This is a genomic window from Microbacterium sp. Yaish 1 (assembly GCF_002245215.1).
In the GTDB taxonomy this organism is placed as follows: Bacteria; Actinomycetota; Actinomycetes; order Actinomycetales; family Microbacteriaceae; genus Microbacterium.
Genome location: NZ_NPMR01000001.1, coordinates 420682 through 440174, shown reverse-complemented (window position 1 = coordinate 440174; position 19493 = coordinate 420682). Strand labels below are relative to the sequence as shown.

Here is a 19493-nt window from a genome sequence, read left to right as displayed (position 1 = left end):
GCGCCGTGGGTAGGGTTGACGCATGAACCCCGAGCGGCGCATCCACCTCGCCAAGGCGGCGCGTCCGGCGTACGACGCGCTCGACGCCTTCGCCCGCACGGTGGGGACCATCGCCCAGGATGCCGGCATCGACGAGCGTCTGAAGGAGCTCGCCCTCGTCCACAGCTCGCAGCTCAACGGCTGCGCGTACTGCGTTCGCGTGCATGTGGGCCGGGCGGTGGCCGCCGGTGTGACGGCCGACGAGATCGCCCAGCTCGCGACCTGGCGCGAGTCGGGGGTCTTCGACGAGCGCGAGCGCACGGCGCTCGAGCTGGCCGAAGCATACGTGCACATCGCCGACGAGGGTGTGTCGGATGAGCTCTACGACCGCGTCGGCGGGGTGTTCTCGGAGGCGGAGTACGTCGCTCTGAGCTGGTTGTTCATCTCGATCAACGCGTTCAACCGCCTGACGATCGCGGGTCGGTACCCCGTGCCGCCGCTCCCGCGTTCCGACCGATGACGGGCGCGGCGTCGCTGTCGGTGCCGGGAGCGCTCAACTTCCGCGACACCGGGGGGCTGCGAGCTGGAAGCACCTCGACCCGGTCGGGCGTGCTCTATCGGTCGGGCAACCTCTTCCGCGTCGATGACGCCGGGCGCCGCGCTCTCGGCGAGCTCGGGCTGCGTCGCATCATCGACCTCCGCGACGACGACGAGGTGCGTTCCGAGCCCACGGTTCTCGGCGATCTCCCCATCGCGACCCAGCGGGTGCCGCTGTTCCTGGGGTCGGTCGCCTCGCTGTTCCGCGCCGACATGTCGCTCGAGTCGATGTATCGCTCGCTCGTCGACGATTCGGCTCCGCGCGTGCTCGAGGTCGTCCGCGGGGTCATCGCCGATCAGCCGGTGCTCGTGCACTGCACGATCGGCAAGGACCGCACCGGTGTGACGATCGCGATGATCCTGGCGGCGGCCGGAGTGGACGAGGATGCCGTCGTCGACGACTACGCGCGCACGGAGACGTTGCTGCCGGCCGAGCGGAATGCGCCCATCCTCGCGTATCTCCGCGCGCACCATCCCGATGCTCCGCAGCTGGTCGATCTGGCCACGCGCTCGCCGGCGCCGGTGATGCGCGGGCTCCTGAACGACCTGCGCGAGCGATTCGGTTCCCCGGCCGACTACCTCCGGTCGCACGGACTCGCCGACGACGAGCTCGCCGAGCTGCGCCGCATCATCCTGATGTGAGATCGCGGGGAAGCCGTCCGGTTTCGGCTACATAGGTAAGGCATGCCTACACCGCGGGTATAGTGGAGTCATCATGACCCAGCTCCACAGCGCCGCCGCCTGTCGCGCCTCGAAGCACGTCCGGGTGCAGCACCTGGTGACGGCCGACGAGCACTCGCTCGCCGAGCTCGAGGCGCTTCTCGCAACGCTGCCGCTGTGCTCGACCGGGCGGGTCTTCATCGAGGTGCCCGACGCCGCGTGGATCGGCACCGTGTCGGCGCCGGCGCGCATGGTCGTGACCTGGCTCGACCGTTCCCGCCGAACCGGCGCTCCGGGTTCGGGCCGCGGCTGCGGGTCGGGCGAGGCGCTCTCCCGAGCCGTCGCCGCGTGGGCCGACGAGATGCTGTGCACGGATGCCGCGAAGGCGACTCGTGTGCACTTGCTGGGTGGGTTCCTCGGCACGGTCGACATCGTCGATCACCTCACCGCGCGCTGCGGAATGTCCGCCGCGTCGATCCACACGCCCGAACGCTTCGGCCTCGCGACCGCCCGCTGAGGCGCGTCAGCGGGTCTCGGCGCGCCGCGGGATGTAGTTGCCGTCAGCGAGCCCCGCGTCGATCTCGAATCGGTTGCGCAGGGGATCGCGTCCTGCGATCAGGTAGAGCAGCGGCATGAGCAGCCCGTAACGCCGCCACTGCCGCGCGTGCACGGCCTCGTGCGTGAGGATCCGTTCGCTCGGCTCGCGGTCGCCGGTGAGGAAGCACGATCCGACGCAGACGCCGCCGCGGCCGAATGTCCAGCCCGGCATCCCGCGGAAAACCCACAGTCCGTGGCGGCGCTCGACGCGGCCGGTCGACCACAGCGTTCCCCAGGCGAATCCGAAAGCGGTGCCGATGCGGGCGCCGAACTCGCTGAAAGGGGAGTCGAGCAGCATCCGGGGGATGAGTCGATCCAGCGCCTCGCCACGCGCGACCGCCGCGTCGGCTCGCTGCCGCCATCCGGCGGGTGGCATGCGGACGCCGCTCACGCCAGGGCTCCGACGACCCGGAGCACGGAACCCATGTCGTCCACGACGGCTTCGGGGTGCGGCGGGGCGAACCCCGAGACGGATGCGCCGACGAGCGGGAGTCGCCCGCGCAGCACGCCGATCGCGTTCGTGAGCGTCGGGATGTCGAGCCCGAACGGCACGGCCGCGCTCACCCCCGTGATCGCCGCGGGGTCGAGGACGTCGAGGTCGACGTGGACGTACACCGATCCCGCGCCTGTCGCCGCCACCGCCTCGGCCAGGCGGGCCGGATCGGCCAGCTCGTCGACGCCGAGATGCGTCAGACCCGCGGCCCGCACCACGTCGGTCTCCGCATCGTCGAACTCGCGGGCACCCGCCAGCACGATGCGATCGGCGGGCACCGCGGCATCCGGTGACAACGGGGTCGCGTCGAACACCGCGCGCAGGGCCATGCCTCCGAAGGCCCCCGACGGCGACGACTCGGGGGTGTGGAGGTCGGCGTGCGCGTCGAACCAGACGACGGCCATGTCGGGATGCAGCGAGGCCGCGTGCGCGATCGCCGGCACGGCTACCCCGCAGTCGCCGCCGACGACCACCGCGTGCCCGCTCTGCCCCGCGCCGCTCGAGCCGGCCACGACGTCGTCGGCCTCCGCGAGGGCGGCCGTGATCAGCTCGCGGGTGCGCTGGAGCGAGCTGAAGCGCCGGATGCCGCTGCCGAGCGCCTCGCCGGCCTCGACAGGCACATCGACCCGGACGGTCGCGCTGCGGGGGAGATCGCCCGCGATCGCCTCAGCGCCGTCGATGAGGGTCATCGACCGTGTCGAGGGCGAGCCCTGCCATTGCGGGACCACGATGAATCGGGTCATTCCTTCGTCCTTCGTCGGGCGTTGTCGGCGGGTCGAGCACCGGCATCCGGGCGGCAGAGCCGGCCCGGACGCCGGTGCCGGGGGCTCAGCGCTCGATGGCGCCCGCGGCCCCGCCCGTCTTCAGCGCGGCGAGCCGCGCCTCGACCTCGGTGAGCTGGCCGACGTCCTCGAGGCTCTCGAACTGCGCGTCGAGGCTCGAGGCGGCGAGCTCCTGCTTGCCGGCGGCGAGCGCCTCCTGGCGGCGCACCTTGTCTTCGAAGCGTCCGAGCTCGCTCGTGGGGTCGAGCACGTCGATCGACTTGACGGCGTCGTGGACGCGGTTCTGCGCCTCGGCGGTCTTGGCGCGCGCGAGCAGCTCGGAGCGCTTCGCGCGCAGCTGGTCGAGCTTGACCTTCATGCCGTTGAGGCCGTCCTTGAGCTTCTCGACGACCTCTGTCTGGGTCGCGATCGTCGGCGCGATGGCGCGAGCCTCGTTCTCCTCGCTGATCTGCCGCTGCAGCGCGACCTTCGCCAGGTTGTCGAACTTGTCGGCGTCAGCGGTGTTACCCACGGCGCGCAGCTCGTCGGCCTTGCGGCTGGCCGCGAGGGCCTTGTTGCCCCACTCGGCCGCGGCCTGGACGTCTTCCTGGTGGTCGCGCTCGAGGAGGCGCAGGTTGCCGATCGTCTCGGCGATCGCAGACTCGGCGTCGGCGATCGAGTTGGTGTAGTCCCGCACGAGCTGGTCGAGCATCTTCTGCGGGTCCTCGGCCTGGTCGAGGAGGGCGTTGATGTTCGCCTTCACGAGCGTCGAGATGCGACCGAAGATGGACTGCTTTGCCATCGGGGTTCCTTTCGTGGGTGGTCTGGAAGAGGGAAAGTCGTCAGAAGCGGCCGCCGCCGCGGCGAGAGCGGCCGCCGCCACCGAACCCGCCGCCGCCGCTGCGGCCACGGGAACCGCCGCCGAAGCCGCCGCGCGATCCGCCGAACCCGCCCAGGCCGCCGCCGAAGCCGCTGCCCCCGAAGCCCGACGAGCGGCGCCCGGACGACCCTCCGCCGAGGAGCGAGTTCAGCACCATGCCGCCGATCATGGCACCCATCATGCCGCTGGAGTTCGAGCCGGGGGAGGCCGACGCGAACCCGCCGACATCGGTGCGGGCGGCGTCGATCGCGAGGCCGCTCAGCTGCGTCGCACGTGAGGCATCTGCCAGGGCGCGTTCCGGTTCGATCTGCGCGGTCGCCTCCGCGCGATCGAGCGACGCCCGTGCTTCCGCGATCCGCGTCCGCGCTGTCGCTCCGACAGCGCCGCGCCTCGTGCCGATGTAGTCCTCCGCGGCGGAGACCTGGGCGCGGGCCTGCTGCAGCTGCTGTTCGAGCGTCTGTCGTGCGCGGGCGGCGCGCTGAGCGGCATCCCGGGCGCCGGCGAGGGCGGCATCGATGGCGGAGTTCGCACCCAGGAGCGCGGACTGTGCCGCCTGCGGGCGGCGGTGCTCGCCGGTCAGCTGAGCGCGCGCGGCGTCGATCTGCTGACGGGTGGCGGAAGCGACCGCGGCGAGTGCGCCGTCGGGATCGGGGACACCGACGGCGGCGGCGACATCCTGCTCCAGCTCGGTGATGAGCGCGGCGGCGTCGCGCTCGGCGGTCGCCAGGTCGGCGGCGACCTTCTCGACCGAGGCCTCCAACTGGGCGGCTTGAGCGACGGCTCCCTCGGCTGCGCGCAGCGAGACGGCTGCGCTGGCGCCGTCGCCTGCTGCGATCGATCGTTGAGCCGCCGCGAGCTGGTCATCCGCGTAGGCCAGTCGGCTGCGCGCCTGATCGTGGTTGTCGCCGATCGTCGCGAGCTCTTCGGGGGCATAGGCGGACCGCAGCCGCTCGAGAGAGGTGATCGCCGCGGTGAGGCCGTCACCGGCGGACACCCGGTCCTGCTGGATGCGCACGAGCGCCTCGGGAGCGTTCTGCTCGAGGTCGCGCAGACGGTCGAACTCGTCGGCACGCGCATCCAGCTCGGAGTCGGCGTGCGCGCACAGCTCGAGGATCCGGGTGTGGATGGCGCGGACGTCGGCCTCGGTGTCGGGCTGGTCATCGTCCAGGCGCTGCTGCAGCGAGAACGCCTCATCGAGGTCGCGTCGCGCCTGAGCCAGCGTCTCGGCGAACGCAGCGGCTGCGTCGTCGCCGAACTGCGCAGTCGCGAATCCGAGCTCCTGCTCGCTCGTCCGGATAGCGTCGTCGGCTGCCACGAGCGCGCTGGCGGAGCGCCGGGCGAGCTGCTCGATCGGCTCGGCCGCTGCGCCACGGACGGAGGCGGGGCCGGCCCCGCTGCGTCGGCGGCGGACGAACACGACGATGACGGCGATCACGGCGCCCACGGCGAGGATCCCGAGGACGATCGTCAGGCCCGAGATGCCCGAGCCGTCCGACGCGCCGCCGGATCCGCCGACCGCCGCCGCGAGTCCTCCGGCCGCGGCGAACGCCGCGCCGCCCCAATCCTCTGCACGGAGCTCCGGAAGGATGTCGCGGGTCTCGATCGTGCCGAGCGTGTCGCCGTCGACCGGGCCGTTGGTGTCGCCCGACAGGTAGAAGTTGCGCTGCTCGGTCGCGATCGCCAGCACGTACTGGTTCACGCCGAGGCCGCCGCGTTCGGCGACCGCGTTGGCCCAGCCTTCGGCGTCGGACGGGCTGGTGAACGCGTCGACGTAGACGACCCACAGATCGACGCCGGCTTCGGAGCTCAGCGCGGTGAGCCTCTCGGTGACGGCACGCTCCTCGCCCGAGGAGAGCGCATCGGCCTGATCGACGACGCGTCCCGAACTGAGGTCGACCGGGTCGGTCGCCCAGGCCGCGGCGGAGCCGCCCACGACGAACATCAGGCTCGCCACGATCGAGAGCGTCACCGCTCGGAGCACGCGCATCCGTTCCCCTTCCGAGGTCGGAGGACCGGCCTCGTCTCCACTCTATTGAGGGCGTCGCGTCCGAGCCTATGCCGGGACTGTGAATCGGCGGGCAGCGGAATCGCGGCGCGGATACCCGGCGACGCGAACGGCCGCGGTTACGCTGGCCCGCGGCTGGTGAGGCCCGAGGCGGGAGGAAGCATGGACGACAGGTACGGGACGGATGTTCTCGCGGCGGGCTGGCGCGATGCCGGACGCAAGGTCGTGCCCGAGGTGCCCGCCGATCCCGATCTCGTCGTCGAGGTCGCGGCGGACGGCTACTGCGGTGCCGTCGTGGCCGTCCGCGGCGGAAACGTCGAGCTCGAGGACCGCCTCGGAAAGGTGCGACTGTTCCCGCTCGGGGGCGGCTTCCTCGTCGACGGCGATCCGGTCAAGCTCGTGGCGCCGAAGGCCGCGCAGCCGGCCGGGCGGCTGCGGACCGCCTCGGGCTCATTCGTGGCGCCGCAGCAGCGGGCGCGCGTCGCACGGGCGTCGCGCATCCTGGTCGAGGGACGACACGACGCCGAGCTCGTCGAGAAGGTGTGGGGTGCCGACCTCCGCGTCGAGGGCGTCGTGGTCGAGTACCTGCAGGGGATCGACCTGCTGGCGGACCTTCTCCGAGACGAGCCGCCGTCCGCTGAGCGTCGCTACGGAGTGCTCGTCGACCATCTGGTCCCGGGCTCGAAGGAGACCCGCATCGCGGAGCAGATCCTGCGCGGTCCGCACGGCGCTCATCTCAAGATCGTCGGGCACCCTCACATCGATGTCTGGCAGTGCGTCCGTCCCGAGGCCGTCGGCATCCGCGCGTGGCCGCAGGTGCCGCGCGGAATCGAGTGGAAGACCGGCGTCTGCCGAGCCCTCGGCTGGCCCGCCGAGGACCAGGCAGACATCGCGCACGCGTGGCAGCGGATCCTCGGATCTGTTCGCACGTACCGCGACCTCGATCCTGCGCTGCTGGGCCGCGTCGAGGAGCTCATCGACTTCGTCACGGCCTGACCGAACGCGCGGCTCACGGCGCTCCGACCGCTCGATACCCTGGACCCATGCCGCAGACCGACGTGCCCGACACCGGTGACGAACCCCGCTACCGTGAGCGGCCCGTGTCGTTCGCGCGTCGCAGCGGGCGGATGAGTGACGGACAAGAGCGAGCCTGGAACCAGCTCGGCGACTTCTACAACATCCCCGTCGAACGCGATCAGGCCGTTCTGAGCGTCCGGCCGGGCTCGGAGGTGGACCCCGCCGCGCTGTTCGGCCGCAGCGCGCCGCTCGTCGTGGAGATCGGCTCCGGGCAGGGACATGCCATCGTCGCGGCGGCGCAAGCCGCGCCGGAGACGGACTTTCTCGCCGTCGAGGTCTTCCGCGCCGGGCTCGCCCGAACCATGCTCGACGCCGATCGGGCGGGCGTGCGCAACCTGCGGCTCGTCGAGGCCAACGCCCCGGAGGTGCTCGAACACCTGCTGCCCGCCGCATCGGTCGACGAGCTCTGGATCTTCTTCTCCGACCCCTGGCACAAGACGCGTCACACGAAGCGGCGCCTCATCTCGCCCGATTTCACGCCGTTGGCGGCGCGAGTGATCAAACCCGGCGGCGTGCTGCGTCTGGCGACCGACTGGGAGGACTACGCGCGTCAGATGCGCGAGGTGATGGGGGATGCCGCGGGCTTCGTGCCCGATTTCGAGGGTGATTGGGCGCCGCGGTTCGAGGGTCGGGTGATGACGGCCTTCGAACGCAAGGGCATCGCCAAGGGACGCGACATCCGCGACCTCGCCTACCGCCGCACCGACGCGGCCTGACGGAAGGGCGGACGCCGTGAAGACGCATCCGGGCCTCGCCGCCCGACCCATCGTCTCGGCGAGCACCGTGCCCGCTCTGCTGGTGTGCCTCGCCGCGCCGGCGTTCTTCGTGCTGCTGCAGCCCTGGCTCGGCTGGACGCTGCTCGCGCTCGGCCTCATCGCTGCCCTCGGCGTCGATCGATGGCGGGTGGGCGAGGACACGCGGCCCTCGCTGGCGCGCGATCTGTCGCTCATCGCACTCGGTCTCGTCGTCGTGAGCCTGATCGATCTGAAGGCCGAGCTCGACAACCTCGCGATGCTGCGTTTCGCCCTCGCGCTGGGCGGTGCGGTGCTGCTGCCGTACCTCGTGTCTCGCTTCGTCTACCGCGATCACGCCATCCGCTTCCCCTGGCGCGGCGGGGGCCGCTGGACAACGTTCCAGTGGGTCTGGCTCGCCGCCGTGCTCGTGCTCGGGTGGCTCATCCTGCCCTTCTACTTCATCACCTCGGGCGTCTACACGAACTGGCCGGTCGTCGACACCCCCGACCTCATCGCACGCCTCTTCGTCGGCGTGGGGGCCGTGGGCATCTGGGACGAGCTGTTCTTCATCTGCACCTGCTTTGCGCTGTTGCGGCGGCACTTCGCAGACGTGTCGGCCAACGTCCTGCAGACGATCGTGTTCGTGTCCTTCCTCTGGGAGCTCGGGTACCGTGCCTGGGGTCCGGTGCTGACGATCCCCTTCGCGCTCCTGCAGGGCTACATCTTTCTGCGCACGCGGTCACTCACCTACGTCGTGACGGTGCATCTGCTCTTCGACGCTGTCGTCTTCGGCGTCCTCGTCCACGCGCACAATCCGGGGCTTCTGGACGCCCTGTTCCTCGTCCCCGCGCCATGACCTGCGACTACGCTGGAAGACGGGGCCCCGACCGGGCCCGCGGACGAGGGAGCAGTACCCGCATCGGACAAGACTGACTCGGACAGGTCTGTCATGGCATGGGTGATCCTGATCGCATCCGGCGTCCTCGAGGCGGTGTGGGCCGCCGCGCTCGCGGCATCCGAGGGGTTCCGGCGGAAACGACCAGCTGTGCTGTTCGCCCTCGCGCTCGCCGGGAGCATGGCGGGTCTCGCGTTCGCGATGACAGAGCTGCCGACCGGCACCGCCTACGCCGTGTGGGTGGGCGTCGGCGCGACGCTCACGGTCGCGTGGGCCATGATCACGCGACGCGAGCGCGCCTCCGTCGCGCGCATCCTCCTGCTCGCGCTGCTGGTGGCCTGCGTCATCGGCCTCAAGGCGGTGAGCTGACGTGGCGCGGGCCTGGATCATCCTGCTCGCGAGCGCCGTCTGCGAGGCTGTCTGGGCCACGGCCCTGGGCGAATCGGACGGGCTGCGCCAACCCGCGCCGAGTGTCGTGTTCGCCGTCGGTCTGCTGCTCAGCATGCTCGGGCTCGGACGCGCTATGAAGCGAATCCCGATCGGTACGGCCTATGCGGTGTGGGTCGGGGTGGGTGCGGCGCTGACGGTGACCTGGTCGATCGCGACGGGCGCTGAGTCGTTCGCGCCGGGCAAGGTGGTCTTCATCGCGGGCATCGTCGTCGCTGTCATGGGCCTCAAGCTCGTTCCGGCCACGCCCACGACTGCGGCGCGGGTGTCACAGGCGAGCGAGGAGCGCGGGACCGAAGACGAGAGCGGCGGCGATCGGCACCACGAGCGCGGCTAGGGCGATGATGCCAAGGATGGCGATGTTGCCCAGGATCGAGCCGACCAGGGCGCGACCGCGCCCGGCGGCGAGGTGGATGCGGTCGAGGGGAGAAAGAGGAGCGGCGGTCACGATTCGACGCTACGAAGCGGTGGCCCTGCGACGCGTCGGTCGATCGGCTGAGAAGCATCCCCCTGCGGGATGATCCGTGCCTCCCGCGTGTCAATACCCTCGGTCCGCGCCGGCTCGGTGCGTAGCGTCGCGGTCACGCAACGACGAGAGGACGAACACATGAGCGACGGAGAGCGTCCCGACATCCCCGGCGACGACATCGAGACCGGCACCGCTACCGGCGGGGCATCGGCTTTTCCGGGTGCCCCGAGTGCGGCGCCCGATGAGCCAGCGCCGGAGGGCGACGGCGGGGAGGTCGACATGACCACCGATGGCGACGGTCAGCCGCTCGACAACCCCTCGGGCGGTTGAGGGGTCGCGCGACTGTCGCGCATCCAGTCGGCTGTCAAGACGGCGACCGACGGCTGGTCCCGGTGCGAGCCTGGACCCACGGATGACGACCACGCCAGATCGAAGGAGAAACGATGAGTGACAACGAAGACCCCCGCGCGATCCTGGCGGAGCTGCTGCCCGAGTTCCGGTTCGCCATGGTGACGACGGTCGACGAATCGGGGAAGCTCACGGCGCGCCCGCTGACGGTGCAGGAGGCCGAGTTCGACGGGGACCTCTGGTTCGTCGTCGACCGCGGATCGTCCGTCGCGACGCACGTGGCCTCGCGGCCCGCCGTCGGCGTCGCCCTCAGCAAGGACGACGCGTGGGTCTCGCTCGCCGGTGAGGCGACCATCGTCGACGACCGCGCTCGCCTCGAACACTACTGGTCGAGCACTCTCGAGGCCTGGTTCCCCGACGGCCCGGACGACCCCCGCATCACGCTGCTGCGGGTCGACGCGATCTCGGGGGAGTACTGGAGCAGTGCCGGCGGACGCATCGCGACCGCCATCGGCCTGATCAAGTCGAAGATCACCGGTGAGACCTACGAGGGCCGCAACGAGAAGCTGGACCTCTGAGTCTTCGGGTCTCTACGCCACGATGGGCCGTCGCCGCTGCTGCGGGACGGCCCATCGTCGTGCGTAGCAGCCCTACTTCGCGAGGAAGGCGAGCAGAGCGTCGTTGAACTCGCGGGCGTGGCTCACGTTGAGGCCATGAGGTGCGTCTTCGATGAGCGCCAGCTCGCTGCCCGGAAGCTGCTCGTGGGTCCGCTTGCCCGAGCCTTCGAAGGGCACGGTGCCGTCGCCGTCACCGTGGATGATCAGCGCGGGGACGGTCACCGCGGCCAGATCGCGGCGGAAGTCGGTCGTCGCCCACGCCTCCATCGACTTCAGCGCCGCGTGGTGGTCGGCCTGGCGTGCGAGCGCGAGGGCCTCCTGGCGCTGCTCCTCCGTCACCTTGAGCTCGCCGTCAACGGAGAAGAAGCCGGTCGTGAAGCTGTCGTAGAAGGTCGCTTCATCCGCGCGGAGGCCGTTCTCCATCTCGTCGGCGGCCTCCTGCGTCAGCGGACCCTCGGGGTTGTCGGTCGTCTGCGCGAGGTACGGCGGCACCGCGGCGGCGAACACGACGCTCCGCAACCGATCCTGACCGTGGTTCGCAATGTAGCGGGCGACCTCGCCGCCTCCCATCGAGAAGCCGACCAGGGTCACGTCGCGCAGGTCGAGGGTGTCGAGGACGGATGCCAGGTCCTGAGCGAACGTGTTGTAGTCGTAGCCCGAGCGAGGCTTGTCGCTGCGTCCGAAGCCGCGGCGGTCGTAGGCGACGACGCGGTACCCGGCGGCGGTGAGCGCGGGAATCTGCTCGGACCACGACTCCGCCGACAGCGGCCAGCCGTGGATCAGCACGACCGGGCGACCCGATCCGCCGGTGTCGTCGACATGCAGCTCGATGTCGTTGAAGAGGCCCTTGTGTGCAGTGATCTCAGTCATGACGACATCGTCATCGCATCCGAAGCGTTTTTCGAGCAGTTGACGGTTCACGGAGCCGAGGCTAGGCGCCGGCGGGGCGGATCGCGGGGCTCGAGACCCCCTGCTCGATCAGCGCAACATCGCCGGTCTGGGAAACCTCTGGGTGATCGAGCTGGCCTGCCAGCCGCGCCGACGCTGAAGGATCAGCCGGTCGACGCTGCTCCGCGCTGGCGCTGGAGGCTGGGGGCCGGCTCGACGGAGTCGACCGCGTCCTGCATGCGCGAGAGGAAGTCGATCACGGCCGCGGTCGCCTCGGGCGTGGTCTCGTCGGCCACCTGATGCATGCGGTCGTGCATGGCCGACAGCGTGGAGCGCACCTCGTCGTCGGCGCGTTCCGTCGGTTCCAGATAGACGCTGCGGCGATCGCTCGGATGCGGCACGCGACGGAGGTATCCCGCTGATTCCAGGCGGTCGAGCAGGCTCGTGGTGCTGGCCGACGATATGCCGAGGTACTTGGCGACATCTCCCGGCTTCACGGGAACGTTGCGCGACTGCGCACGCAGGAGCTGCCGGATGACCAGCAGCTCGTTCTCGCCCATCGACATCGACTCACGCGTGCGGCGTCGCATCGCCGCCTCGGCTGCCTGGTACAGGCGCAGCGCTTCGAGCGCGCTGGTCGCGCGCTGACGGTCGTCGTCGTAGAAGAAGCCGCTCATCTGCACACCTCCGCGGTCATGGTTGGTGAGTTTTAACTTACCAGATATCTAACTTGACGAGATACTTGCCCGCCTAGTAGCGTTCCGAACAAGTCATCCAGCATCTGTGAGGAGCAACAATGGGCCAGCTGTTCTACGGCAACGCGACCGAGTCGATCGAGATCCCGGACCGCCTGCTCGCGCACCTCAAGGTGCTGACCGCGACGAAGCTCCGTCGCTCCGAGAGCTTCACGCTGACCTGGCGTCACGGCGCCGACATCGCCGCGGGACGTCAGACCATCTGGCTGCAGCCCGCGATCCCGCTCCGCTTCGTCTTCAGCGGGGCGGAGATGGAGAAGCTCGACTCCGCGCTCCTGACCGAGATGGCACGCGCGGCGACCTCTTCGACCGGCCTCGTCGTCGACTTCGCCGACTTCGACATCGCTCGTGCGCTTCCGGTCGCGCCCGTTCAGCCGACAGGCGGCGACGCCGCACCCGTTCCGGGCGAACTGGCGACCGCAGCATGAGCCTTCTCGAGCACGCCCCTGCAGCGACCCGCATCCTGAGTGCCCGGACCATCACCTGGTCGACGGTCGCACCCGGCTTCTACGTCGCCTCGACCGACGGCGAGTTCGTCGGTTCGGTCGACACCTCTCCCGACGGGCACTACATCGCTCTCGACGGTCAGGCCACTCCGATCGGACGCTACACGACGCTCAGGGAGGCGCAGCGCTCACTCCTGACGACGGAGGCGCCGGGCAATCGCGCGCGGAAGTCCCGCGCGCGTCGCAACCTGCGCACGGCTGCCACCGCATCCGGCGCGTTGGCCGGCGCGCTCGCTCTGACAGCGGGAGCGCTCGCCCCGTTCATCTGAGACCGGACGGCAGAAGCCGTCGACGAAGAGAAGGAGGACGACATGAGCGACGACACCCGTCGTGAGACCGATGAGAACGCCTACGAGGGTCCCGATGTCGAAGTCTCGACGACCGACACCGATAGCGAGGGCACGCGGGAGCCGGACGGGCTCGGCAAGGACGGCACCATCCCGAGCAACCCGGACGGTGTCGCCGCCGGGCACACCGGGACCGCGTCGACCTTCGAGCCGGAAGAGGACGAGAAGTCTTCCTGACGTGTGCGAAAGGCCCGGAGACAGGTACTCCGGGCCTTTCGCGCGTCACAGCGTCATAGGCCGTCAGCAGGCTCCGTAGCCGTGGACCACTGATCGAAGTCATCGGCGTCCGGGGCGATTCGACCCCAGCTCGCATCGACGGTCATGTCGGCGTTCAGCAGGCACGCGTATTCGAGCGGTGCATCGACCGTGGGATCGACGACGGGGACGACGACGTACCAGAGGCCGTCCGGGCGGAGCGCGGACCGCGCATTCCCGCTCTCGATCGTGGAACGATCGAGTTGCTCGGACGCTGGTGCGTTGCCGTCCCTGACCGCGACGAGGCATGCGTCGAGCAGATCGGATGTCGATACGGACGGTGTCGGCTCCGATGAGGCCGGCGGCGTCGTCGGAGCCGGTGTCGCGGACGGTTCCGGCGTGGTCGTCGGTGACGGGGTCTCGCTCGCGATCGGCGAGGGTGTCGATCCTGCCGCACCTCCGATGCCCGGGGTGGCGCAGCCCGCGGCGAGGAGCGAGAACGCGAGGACGGCGGGCACAGCGATGCGACGCCGAAGGTCGATGCCGGTCATGGGTTCTCCTCGGTCTCAGTTCTCGACGCTCGCAGGAACGCGGAAGCTGTCTCCCTCGTACTGCCAGACGTCGGGCCAGCGTGCGATCACACCGTCACGTTCCTCGGCGCTCGCGGTGTAGAAGTGATGCCGCGCGGACGGACTCCAGAACCGTGCGACGGTCACGGTATCGGGTACGGACGAACCGGCTGGATACACGAAGAAGGCCGTTCCTTCATACGACCAGATATCCGGCCAACGAGCCATGACCGCATCGCGCTCACCGGCATCCGTCGTATAGAAGTGGCCGTTGTACTGGGCGCTCCAGAAACGGAAGAGCGGTACGGTGCCGGCGACCTGACTCGTGAACGCCCGGTAGGCGGTTCCTTCGTACGACCAGATGTCGGGCCAGCGCGCTGCGATGCCGTCGCGCTCGGCCGAGCTCGCCGTGTAGAAGTGTCCCTGGTAGCGGGCGCTCCAGAAGCGGTAGACGGGAGTCGCCGCTGTGGGCGAGGTGACCGGAAGCGGCGCTCCCTCGATGAGCCACGCGGGGTTCCAGACCGTACCGGTGCGGTGGGGGCCCGAGAAGATCGCCAGGTGGAGGTGAGCGTTGGCCTCCGTGCGCGGTCGCACGTCGCCCGTGTTGCCGGTTCGCCCGAGCGGAGTCCATCGAAAGACCCGCTGACCCACGCTCACCATGGGGCTGCCGCGTTCCATGTGCAGGTACTCCGAACGCACACCTGCAGCATGTTGGACGACCACGAACACGCCGCGGCTCACGTCGCCGTCGTCACCGACAGCGGTCACGGTGCCGTCGGCGACAGCGAGGATCGTGGTTCCGATGCGGGGGGTCACGTAGTAGTCGGCGCCGATGTGACCGCTGTACGTCTGCCCGGGGTAGCCGTCGACGCCCGATCCGCGCGTCGCGCGGCTGGCGAAGGGATACCCCCAGACGATCGGAAGCGCGGCATGCTCGGCAGGCGTCTTCACGGTGTAGGTCAAGGCTCGGGCGGGCGCCGCAGAGGCAAGCACGAGCGAGCCCGCAGCGACGGATCCGAGCAGCACCGTGCGGCGGCTGAGCGCTCGCGGGGTCTCGTTCTCGTCCGTCGACACGTGAAGAACCTAACAGGATGTCGGGATCCTGCCGAGGGTCGTTCTCTCGCGGCTTTCGGTGGCCGGGACGTTTCGCGGCGCGAAAGACCACGCCGATAGGGTCGGATGGTGCTCCGCTTGGTCTTCTTCGCAGCTGTCGGCGCGCTCCTCGGGGGCGCGGTGGTCGAGTACGTGGGACCGCCGGATGCCGGCTGGGCGATCATGAGTATCGCGCTCCCGGTCGCGATCATCAGCGGGACGTTCATCCTCATCGGCCGGTCGATGGCCGGGGGAGTTGCAGTGTCGAAGGACGACCTCCGTCGTGCCCTCGACTCTCGCCGGCTCGGCCTCGCGCGCGTCGATGCGATCCGGCAGACCGGAACCCAGATCAACGATCAGCCGTTGTGCGAGATCGACCTGACCGTGCGCCCGATTCAGGGGGAGGCGTATGCGACCACCCTGCGCACCGTCGTCGCCCTGACGGAGCTTCCCGCGTTCCAGCCAGGAATCCAGCGTCAGGTCGCCATCCTCCTCGATGGCGGGCCCGAGGTCGCATTCGTCGATGGCGAGCTCTCACCGGCTGAGGTCGGCAACCTCGCGGTCCCCGATCGTTCGTCGGTTCGGTTCGTTCCCATCGCGAGCCACACCCGGATCACCGGCGGGCGCCGCAAGGGGCCCCTGATCGGCGTGGGGCGACGCGGCCGGCCGCTGCGCCTTTTCGTGTTCGCGGCTGTCGCCGCCGCGGTGGCCGTCGCTGTCGTCGCGCCCTACCGCGAGGCCGTCGCGCAGACCGTCGAGGCGGTGCTCGACGGCAGAGCGCACGTCGACCTGCGCCAGCCCGGACCGCTCGCGCAGGCCCAGGCCGCTCTCGAACGCGAGATCGGCCACGATCGCGTGAGCTCGATCTACGTCACCCCGGATTTCGTCATCGTCGAGGCACCCGTGACCCCGGACACCACGCATACCGACAGGTGGATGTACCGCGGCGGTCAGGTCGAGCATTCCGGCGCGGCGTCGATCCAGCCGAAGTCGGCCGCCGAGGCCTTCTCGTGGGAGGACGTCGATCTTGCAGGCATCCTTCCGGCCATGGAGGATGCCGCCGCACAGAGCGGGCTCCCGGTCGGCGAGGCGGGGGCGACGGTCGGGCGAACGTGGGGCGGCGCCGAAGCGGTGTCATCCGGCGAGAAGTCGGGACTTGTCGAGATCAACTTCTCACTCGAGAACGACTACGAGAGCGCGTCCTTCCGGATGTCGGCTGACGGCAGCGGGCTCAGCCGCGACTGACCTGCGGCCCGCGCTCCTCACGGGTGGGCTGAGCCGTCCGCCCCGAGCCGAGTCAGCGCGGAACGAAGGCTGCTCTCGACGAGCGCGTCGTCGGGTAGGGCGTGAGGCGGTAGGAACATCCGTGTGATGAGAGGCCCCATCAGCAGGTCGTAGACCTGCTCGGCATCCACGTCGGGCGGCTCGATCTCTCGTCGCGCGACGGCGGCGTGTATGACGCGCTTGAGGCGCGCGCGGCGCGGCTGGATGAACTCCGCGTCGAGCAGCGCCGAGAGGTCTTCGTCCGTCCTCGAGACCCCCACGAGGTCGACCAGGCTGTTACGGGCGACCGGGTCTGAAAGCACTGCGATGCCCTCCTCCTGCACCGCGCGCAGGTCGCCGGAGAGAGAGCCGGTATCGGGTACCTGCCCGGGCCCGAATCGGCGAGCCAGCACGATGACGGCGAGGTGGGCTGCGCTGCGGAACCGCCGGTAGAAGGTGGGGCGCGTCGACCCGGCCCGACTCACGAGGCCGTCGACAGTGAGAGCGGAGAAGCCTTCCTCGGCGAGGACCCGCTCGCCTTCCCGGAGAAGATCCTCGGTGATGTCCTCGACACGTGGACGACCGACCCTTTTCCCGGACATGCCGTCACTGTAGCTGCGGCGTCTTCGCGTACGCCCAGGGTCCTTCGTGGTGCGGATCGTCGACGCGGGTTCCGGTACCTCTCCTACCGAGCCCCGGCCTCGGCCCGGGGTCGCCGACGGCCCGCTATCCTGTGAGTGCCCACCCGTGCCCTATCGAGAAAGAACACCCGTGAGCAATCGCCATTCCTCCACCGACCAGGAGGGTCGATCTTCGTACCCCCTCGCTGAGAGAGGGGGTGAATCCGAATGATCGAAGCAGTCCTGACGCTGCTGTTGGGAATCCTGCTGACACTGGCGATCATCGCCGCCTGCGGCTTCTTCGTCGCGCAGGAGTTCGCGTACATGTCCGTGGACCGCTCCCGCATGACCGCTCGCGCCGAGAAGGGCGATGCGCAGGCCGCGCGCGTGCTCGCGATCACCAAGCGCACGTCGTTCATGCTCTCGGGTGCGCAGCTCGGCATCACCGTCACCGGTCTGCTGATCGGTTACGTCGCCGAGCCCCTCATCGGCGAGTCGATCGGGACGCTGCTGGGCGGCGTCGGCATCGACCCCGCCGTCTCGGTGCTCATCGGAACCGTGGGCGCGCTGCTGCTGGCCACCATCGTGACGATGATCTTCGGTGAGCTGTATCCGAAGAACCTCGCCATCGCGAGCCCCGAGCCGCTCGCTCGCGCGCTCGCCGTGCCCACCCGCATCTACCTGATGCTCTTCGGCTGGCTCATCACGGTCTTCGACGTCGCCGCGAACGCCCTGCTGCGGCTGCTGCGCATCGAGCCGCTCGAGGATGTCGACGAGAGCGCGACCGCGCGCGACCTCGAGGCGATCATCGAGGAGTCCCGCGCGAGCGGCGACCTGCCCGACGATCTGTCGATCATCATCGACCGCATCCTCGACTTCCCGCAGCGCGACGTCGAGCACGCGATGGTCCCGCGCTCGCGCGTCGACTCGATCTCGCCAGATACGACGGTAGGCGAGGTGCGAGCGCTCATGGCGACCGGGCACACCCGGTATCCGGTCATCGGTGGCGAGGACGAGCCCGTCGGTGTCGTCGAGCTGATCGACCTGCTGCGGGGCAGCTACGCCGACGACGTGCCCGTCTCGACGATGATGCGCGAGGCCGTCGTGCTGCCGACGACGATGCAGCTCCCGGTGGCCCTCGACCGCATGCGGCAGACGCGCAACGAGCTCGCCTGCGTCGTCGACGAGTACGGCAACTTCGACGGCATCCTCACGATCGAGGATCTGACCGAAGAGGTCATCGGCGAGATCTCCGATGAGCACGACCTCGAGGTCCACGAGATCGTGAACGTCGGCGACGACCACTGGCGTCTGCCCGGCGACATCCACCTCGACGAGGTCGAGCGTCTCATCGGCTTCGATCTGCCCCGCGACGACGCCGAGACCATCGCCGGACTCATCATCAGCGAGCACGGCGACCTGCTGCCCGAGGGCGCGGTCGTACGCATCGATCTGCCCGATCGGGCGTCCGAGACCGTTCAGGGGCTGCGGATGCAGCGCTGGCTGGATGTCGAGGTCGTCGAGGTCGCCCGGCTCGTTCCGTCCGAGCTCGTCGTGCGTCTGCACGAGGTGGATCTGGATGCCGCTGAGGCGGGCCCGGCGGGCGGCGGCGATGCCGTCGTCGCGGCCGGCGCGACCGAGGAGGTCACCCGATGAGCTGGTGGGTCGTCACGATCATCACGATCGCGCTCATCCTTGCGAGCGCGTTCTTCGTCATCGTCGAGTTCGCGCTGCTCGCGGCTCGGCGTCACCGTCTGGAAGAAGAGGCCGACCGCAGCGCATCGGCGCGGGCGGCGCTCCGCGGCGTCAACGAGCTGACCGTCATGCTCGCGTTCGCGCAGCTCGGCATCACCGCATGCACGTTCCTGCTCGGTGCCATCACAAAGCCGGCGATCGACTACGCGCTCGCGCCGGTGTTCGAGCAGTGGGGTCTTCCCTACGTTCTCGCCGACATCATCGCGTTCATGCTGGCGCTCATCGTGGTGACGTTCCTGCACCTCGTGATCGGCGAGATGGCGCCCAAGTCGTGGGCGATCGCCCACCCCGAGGTCGCAGCGAAGGCGACGGGCATCACCGCCCGTGCGCTGACCTGGCCGCTGCGTCCGTTCCTCCTGTGGATCAACCACATCGCGAACCGGCTCGTGAAGGCCTCGGGCGTCGAGCCCGTCGAGAAGGCCGCCGCGGGTGGGCAGGACGCCGATACGATTCGCGAGATCGTCGCGCATTCGCGTGCTGCGGGGACGCTCGAGGAGCAGTACTCCGAGCCGATCGCGCGTGCCATCGCGCTCGGATCGCTGACGGTGGGCGACATCGTCCGCACCGACCGGGTGCCCACCGCGGTGCCGGCGACGGCCACCGCCGCCGACGTGCAGGCGGTCGCGGCATCCTCCGCGCACCTGCGCATCCTCGTGGGGGAGGGCGCATCGAGCCGCGTCGCGCACGTTCGTGACACGCTCGCCGTCGCGCCGGAGGCTCCGGCGCTCGAGATCGCCCGCGAGGCGCTGGTGCTCGCGCCCGAGGCGTCGGCCTACGACGCCCTCGCGCGCATGCGCCGCGGACACGTGCAGCTCGCGACGGTCGTCGATGGGGAGCGCTTGCTCGGGGTCGTCACGCTGGACGACCTGCTGCGCGAGGTGCTGCCCGGCGCTGCTGAGGCCGAGCTGGTGGCGCCGGCGAGCTGACTCGGAGCTCGAGCTCGC

26 protein-coding genes and 1 riboswitch are annotated in these 19493 nt (G+C 69.9%); of the genes, 16 read left to right on the top strand and 10 right to left on the bottom strand.

Features of this window, described 5'->3' with window-relative positions; translation table 11 throughout:
• Positions 1 to 22 precede the first annotated feature (22 nt).
• From CI089_RS02245 to CI089_RS02235, 3 genes are all read left to right on the top strand, one after another.
• Entirely contained in the window at positions 23 to 499 is a 477-nt protein-coding gene (locus CI089_RS02245) for a carboxymuconolactone decarboxylase family protein (protein ID WP_094260069.1), read from the top strand.
• On the top strand, positions 496 to 1218 hold the full coding sequence (locus CI089_RS02240) for a tyrosine-protein phosphatase (RefSeq protein WP_094260068.1): 723 nt from the start codon (positions 496 to 498) through the stop codon (positions 1216 to 1218). The genes CI089_RS02245 and CI089_RS02240 overlap by 4 nt, the downstream gene beginning before the upstream one ends.
• Before the next feature lie 73 nt (positions 1219 to 1291).
• Positions 1292 to 1753: an SIP domain-containing protein gene (locus CI089_RS02235; protein ID WP_094260067.1), complete on the top strand. Its 462-nt coding sequence runs from the start codon at positions 1292 to 1294 to the stop codon at positions 1751 to 1753.
• A 6-nt stretch (positions 1754 to 1759) separates the two neighbouring features.
• Here CI089_RS02235 and CI089_RS02230 read toward each other — a convergent pair whose 3' ends face one another.
• The 4 genes from CI089_RS02230 to CI089_RS02215 form a co-directional block, all read right to left on the bottom strand.
• Positions 1760 to 2209 carry a Fe-S oxidoreductase gene (locus tag CI089_RS02230; protein ID WP_094261199.1) on the bottom strand — a complete coding sequence of 150 codons (450 nt, stop codon included), beginning with the start codon at positions 2207 to 2209 and terminating at the stop codon, positions 1760 to 1762.
• 11 nt (positions 2210 to 2220) lie between these two features.
• On the bottom strand, positions 2221 to 3069 hold the full coding sequence (locus tag CI089_RS02225) for an arginase family protein (RefSeq protein WP_094260066.1): 849 nt from the start codon (positions 3067 to 3069) through the stop codon (positions 2221 to 2223).
• A gap of 85 nt (positions 3070 to 3154) precedes the next feature.
• The gene (locus CI089_RS02220) at positions 3155 to 3889 is read right to left on the bottom strand and encodes a PspA/IM30 family protein (protein ID WP_023955282.1); all 735 of its coding nucleotides are present in this window, start codon (positions 3887 to 3889) and stop codon (positions 3155 to 3157) included.
• Positions 3890 to 3929: 40 nt separating this feature from the next.
• The gene (locus CI089_RS02215; protein WP_094260065.1) at positions 3930 to 5954 is read right to left on the bottom strand and encodes a TPM domain-containing protein; all 2025 of its coding nucleotides are present in this window, start codon (positions 5952 to 5954) and stop codon (positions 3930 to 3932) included.
• A gap of 180 nt (positions 5955 to 6134) precedes the next feature.
• Here CI089_RS02215 and CI089_RS02210 point away from each other — a divergent pair, with 180 nt between their 5' ends.
• From CI089_RS02210 to CI089_RS02190, 5 genes are all read left to right on the top strand, one after another.
• The gene (locus CI089_RS02210; protein ID WP_094260064.1) at positions 6135 to 6968 is read left to right on the top strand and encodes a DUF3097 domain-containing protein; all 834 of its coding nucleotides are present in this window, start codon (positions 6135 to 6137) and stop codon (positions 6966 to 6968) included.
• A 47-nt stretch (positions 6969 to 7015) separates the two neighbouring features.
• Positions 7016 to 7765, top strand: a complete 750-nt coding sequence (trmB, locus tag CI089_RS02205; RefSeq protein ID WP_179223205.1) for a tRNA (guanosine(46)-N7)-methyltransferase TrmB — start codon at positions 7016 to 7018, stop codon at positions 7763 to 7765.
• 16 nt (positions 7766 to 7781) lie between these two features.
• A complete protein-coding gene (locus CI089_RS02200; RefSeq protein ID WP_094260063.1) occupies positions 7782 to 8639 on the top strand; it encodes a CPBP family intramembrane glutamic endopeptidase in 858 nt (285 codons plus the stop codon).
• A gap of 18 nt (positions 8640 to 8657) precedes the next feature.
• Positions 8658 to 8722, top strand: a riboswitch (guanidine-III (ykkC-III) riboswitch).
• Positions 8723 to 8732: 10 nt separating this feature from the next.
• Complete coding sequence (locus tag CI089_RS02195; protein ID WP_094260062.1) at positions 8733 to 9047, top strand: DMT family transporter; 315 nt, start codon at positions 8733 to 8735, stop codon at positions 9045 to 9047.
• Position 9048: 1 nt separating this feature from the next.
• Positions 9049 to 9462 (top strand): DMT family transporter, encoded by a 414-nt coding sequence (locus CI089_RS02190; RefSeq protein ID WP_094260061.1) that lies wholly within the window; start codon positions 9049 to 9051, stop codon positions 9460 to 9462.
• On the opposite strand, the gene CI089_RS02185 is transcribed toward CI089_RS02190, so the two are convergent.
• A complete protein-coding gene (locus tag CI089_RS02185; RefSeq protein ID WP_023955275.1) occupies positions 9394 to 9573 on the bottom strand; it encodes a hypothetical protein in 180 nt (59 codons plus the stop codon). The two genes, CI089_RS02190 and CI089_RS02185, sit on opposite strands and share 69 nt — an antisense overlap.
• A gap of 159 nt (positions 9574 to 9732) precedes the next feature.
• Between CI089_RS02185 and CI089_RS02180 the strand changes: the two genes are divergently transcribed.
• Both CI089_RS02180 and CI089_RS02175 read left to right on the top strand, forming a co-directional pair.
• Positions 9733 to 9924, top strand: a complete 192-nt coding sequence (locus CI089_RS02180; protein ID WP_094260060.1) for a hypothetical protein — start codon at positions 9733 to 9735, stop codon at positions 9922 to 9924.
• A gap of 113 nt (positions 9925 to 10037) precedes the next feature.
• A complete protein-coding gene (locus CI089_RS02175; RefSeq protein ID WP_023955273.1) occupies positions 10038 to 10520 on the top strand; it encodes a pyridoxamine 5'-phosphate oxidase family protein in 483 nt (160 codons plus the stop codon).
• 72 nt (positions 10521 to 10592) lie between these two features.
• On the opposite strand, the gene CI089_RS02170 is transcribed toward CI089_RS02175, so the two are convergent.
• Positions 10593 to 11429, bottom strand: coding sequence for an alpha/beta fold hydrolase (locus tag CI089_RS02170; protein ID WP_094260059.1), 837 nt, complete (start codon positions 11427 to 11429; stop codon positions 10593 to 10595).
• Positions 11430 to 11611: 182 nt separating this feature from the next.
• Positions 11612 to 12124: a MarR family winged helix-turn-helix transcriptional regulator gene (locus tag CI089_RS02165; protein ID WP_094260058.1), complete on the bottom strand. Its 513-nt coding sequence runs from the start codon at positions 12122 to 12124 to the stop codon at positions 11612 to 11614.
• A gap of 119 nt (positions 12125 to 12243) precedes the next feature.
• On the opposite strand from CI089_RS02165, the gene CI089_RS02160 reads away from it, so the two are divergent.
• From CI089_RS02160 to CI089_RS02150, 3 genes are read left to right on the top strand one after another with little or no spacing between them, the layout of a single operon-like run.
• Positions 12244 to 12630 (top strand): DUF7882 family protein, encoded by a 387-nt coding sequence (locus CI089_RS02160; protein ID WP_256977380.1) that lies wholly within the window; start codon positions 12244 to 12246, stop codon positions 12628 to 12630.
• Positions 12627 to 12977 carry a hypothetical protein gene (locus tag CI089_RS02155; RefSeq protein ID WP_094260057.1) on the top strand — a complete coding sequence of 117 codons (351 nt, stop codon included), beginning with the start codon at positions 12627 to 12629 and terminating at the stop codon, positions 12975 to 12977. The genes CI089_RS02160 and CI089_RS02155 overlap by 4 nt, the downstream gene beginning before the upstream one ends.
• A gap of 42 nt (positions 12978 to 13019) precedes the next feature.
• Positions 13020 to 13232 (top strand): hypothetical protein, encoded by a 213-nt coding sequence (locus tag CI089_RS02150; RefSeq protein ID WP_094260056.1) that lies wholly within the window; start codon positions 13020 to 13022, stop codon positions 13230 to 13232.
• Between the two features lie 53 nt (positions 13233 to 13285).
• On the opposite strand, the gene CI089_RS02145 is transcribed toward CI089_RS02150, so the two are convergent.
• Both CI089_RS02145 and CI089_RS02140 read right to left on the bottom strand, forming a co-directional pair.
• On the bottom strand, positions 13286 to 13801 hold the full coding sequence (locus tag CI089_RS02145; RefSeq protein WP_094260055.1) for a hypothetical protein: 516 nt from the start codon (positions 13799 to 13801) through the stop codon (positions 13286 to 13288).
• Between the two features lie 15 nt (positions 13802 to 13816).
• Positions 13817 to 14893, bottom strand: a complete 1077-nt coding sequence (locus tag CI089_RS02140) for a peptidoglycan DD-metalloendopeptidase family protein (protein ID WP_094260054.1) — start codon at positions 14891 to 14893, stop codon at positions 13817 to 13819.
• Positions 14894 to 15001: 108 nt separating this feature from the next.
• On the opposite strand from CI089_RS02140, the gene CI089_RS02135 reads away from it, so the two are divergent.
• Positions 15002 to 16156 (top strand): hypothetical protein, encoded by a 1155-nt coding sequence (locus tag CI089_RS02135; protein ID WP_094261197.1) that lies wholly within the window; start codon positions 15002 to 15004, stop codon positions 16154 to 16156.
• A gap of 17 nt (positions 16157 to 16173) precedes the next feature.
• On the opposite strand, the gene CI089_RS02130 is transcribed toward CI089_RS02135, so the two are convergent.
• The gene (locus CI089_RS02130) at positions 16174 to 16776 is read right to left on the bottom strand and encodes a TetR/AcrR family transcriptional regulator (RefSeq protein ID WP_094260053.1); all 603 of its coding nucleotides are present in this window, start codon (positions 16774 to 16776) and stop codon (positions 16174 to 16176) included.
• Between the two features lie 246 nt (positions 16777 to 17022).
• Here CI089_RS02130 and CI089_RS02125 point away from each other — a divergent pair, with 246 nt between their 5' ends.
• The gene (locus CI089_RS02125) at positions 17023 to 18450 is read left to right on the top strand and encodes a hemolysin family protein (protein WP_094260052.1); all 1428 of its coding nucleotides are present in this window, start codon (positions 17023 to 17025) and stop codon (positions 18448 to 18450) included.
• The gene (locus tag CI089_RS02120; protein ID WP_094260051.1) at positions 18447 to 19475 is read left to right on the top strand and encodes a CNNM domain-containing protein; all 1029 of its coding nucleotides are present in this window, start codon (positions 18447 to 18449) and stop codon (positions 19473 to 19475) included. The genes CI089_RS02125 and CI089_RS02120 overlap by 4 nt, the downstream gene beginning before the upstream one ends.
• The last annotated feature ends 18 nt before the right edge of the window (positions 19476 to 19493 follow it).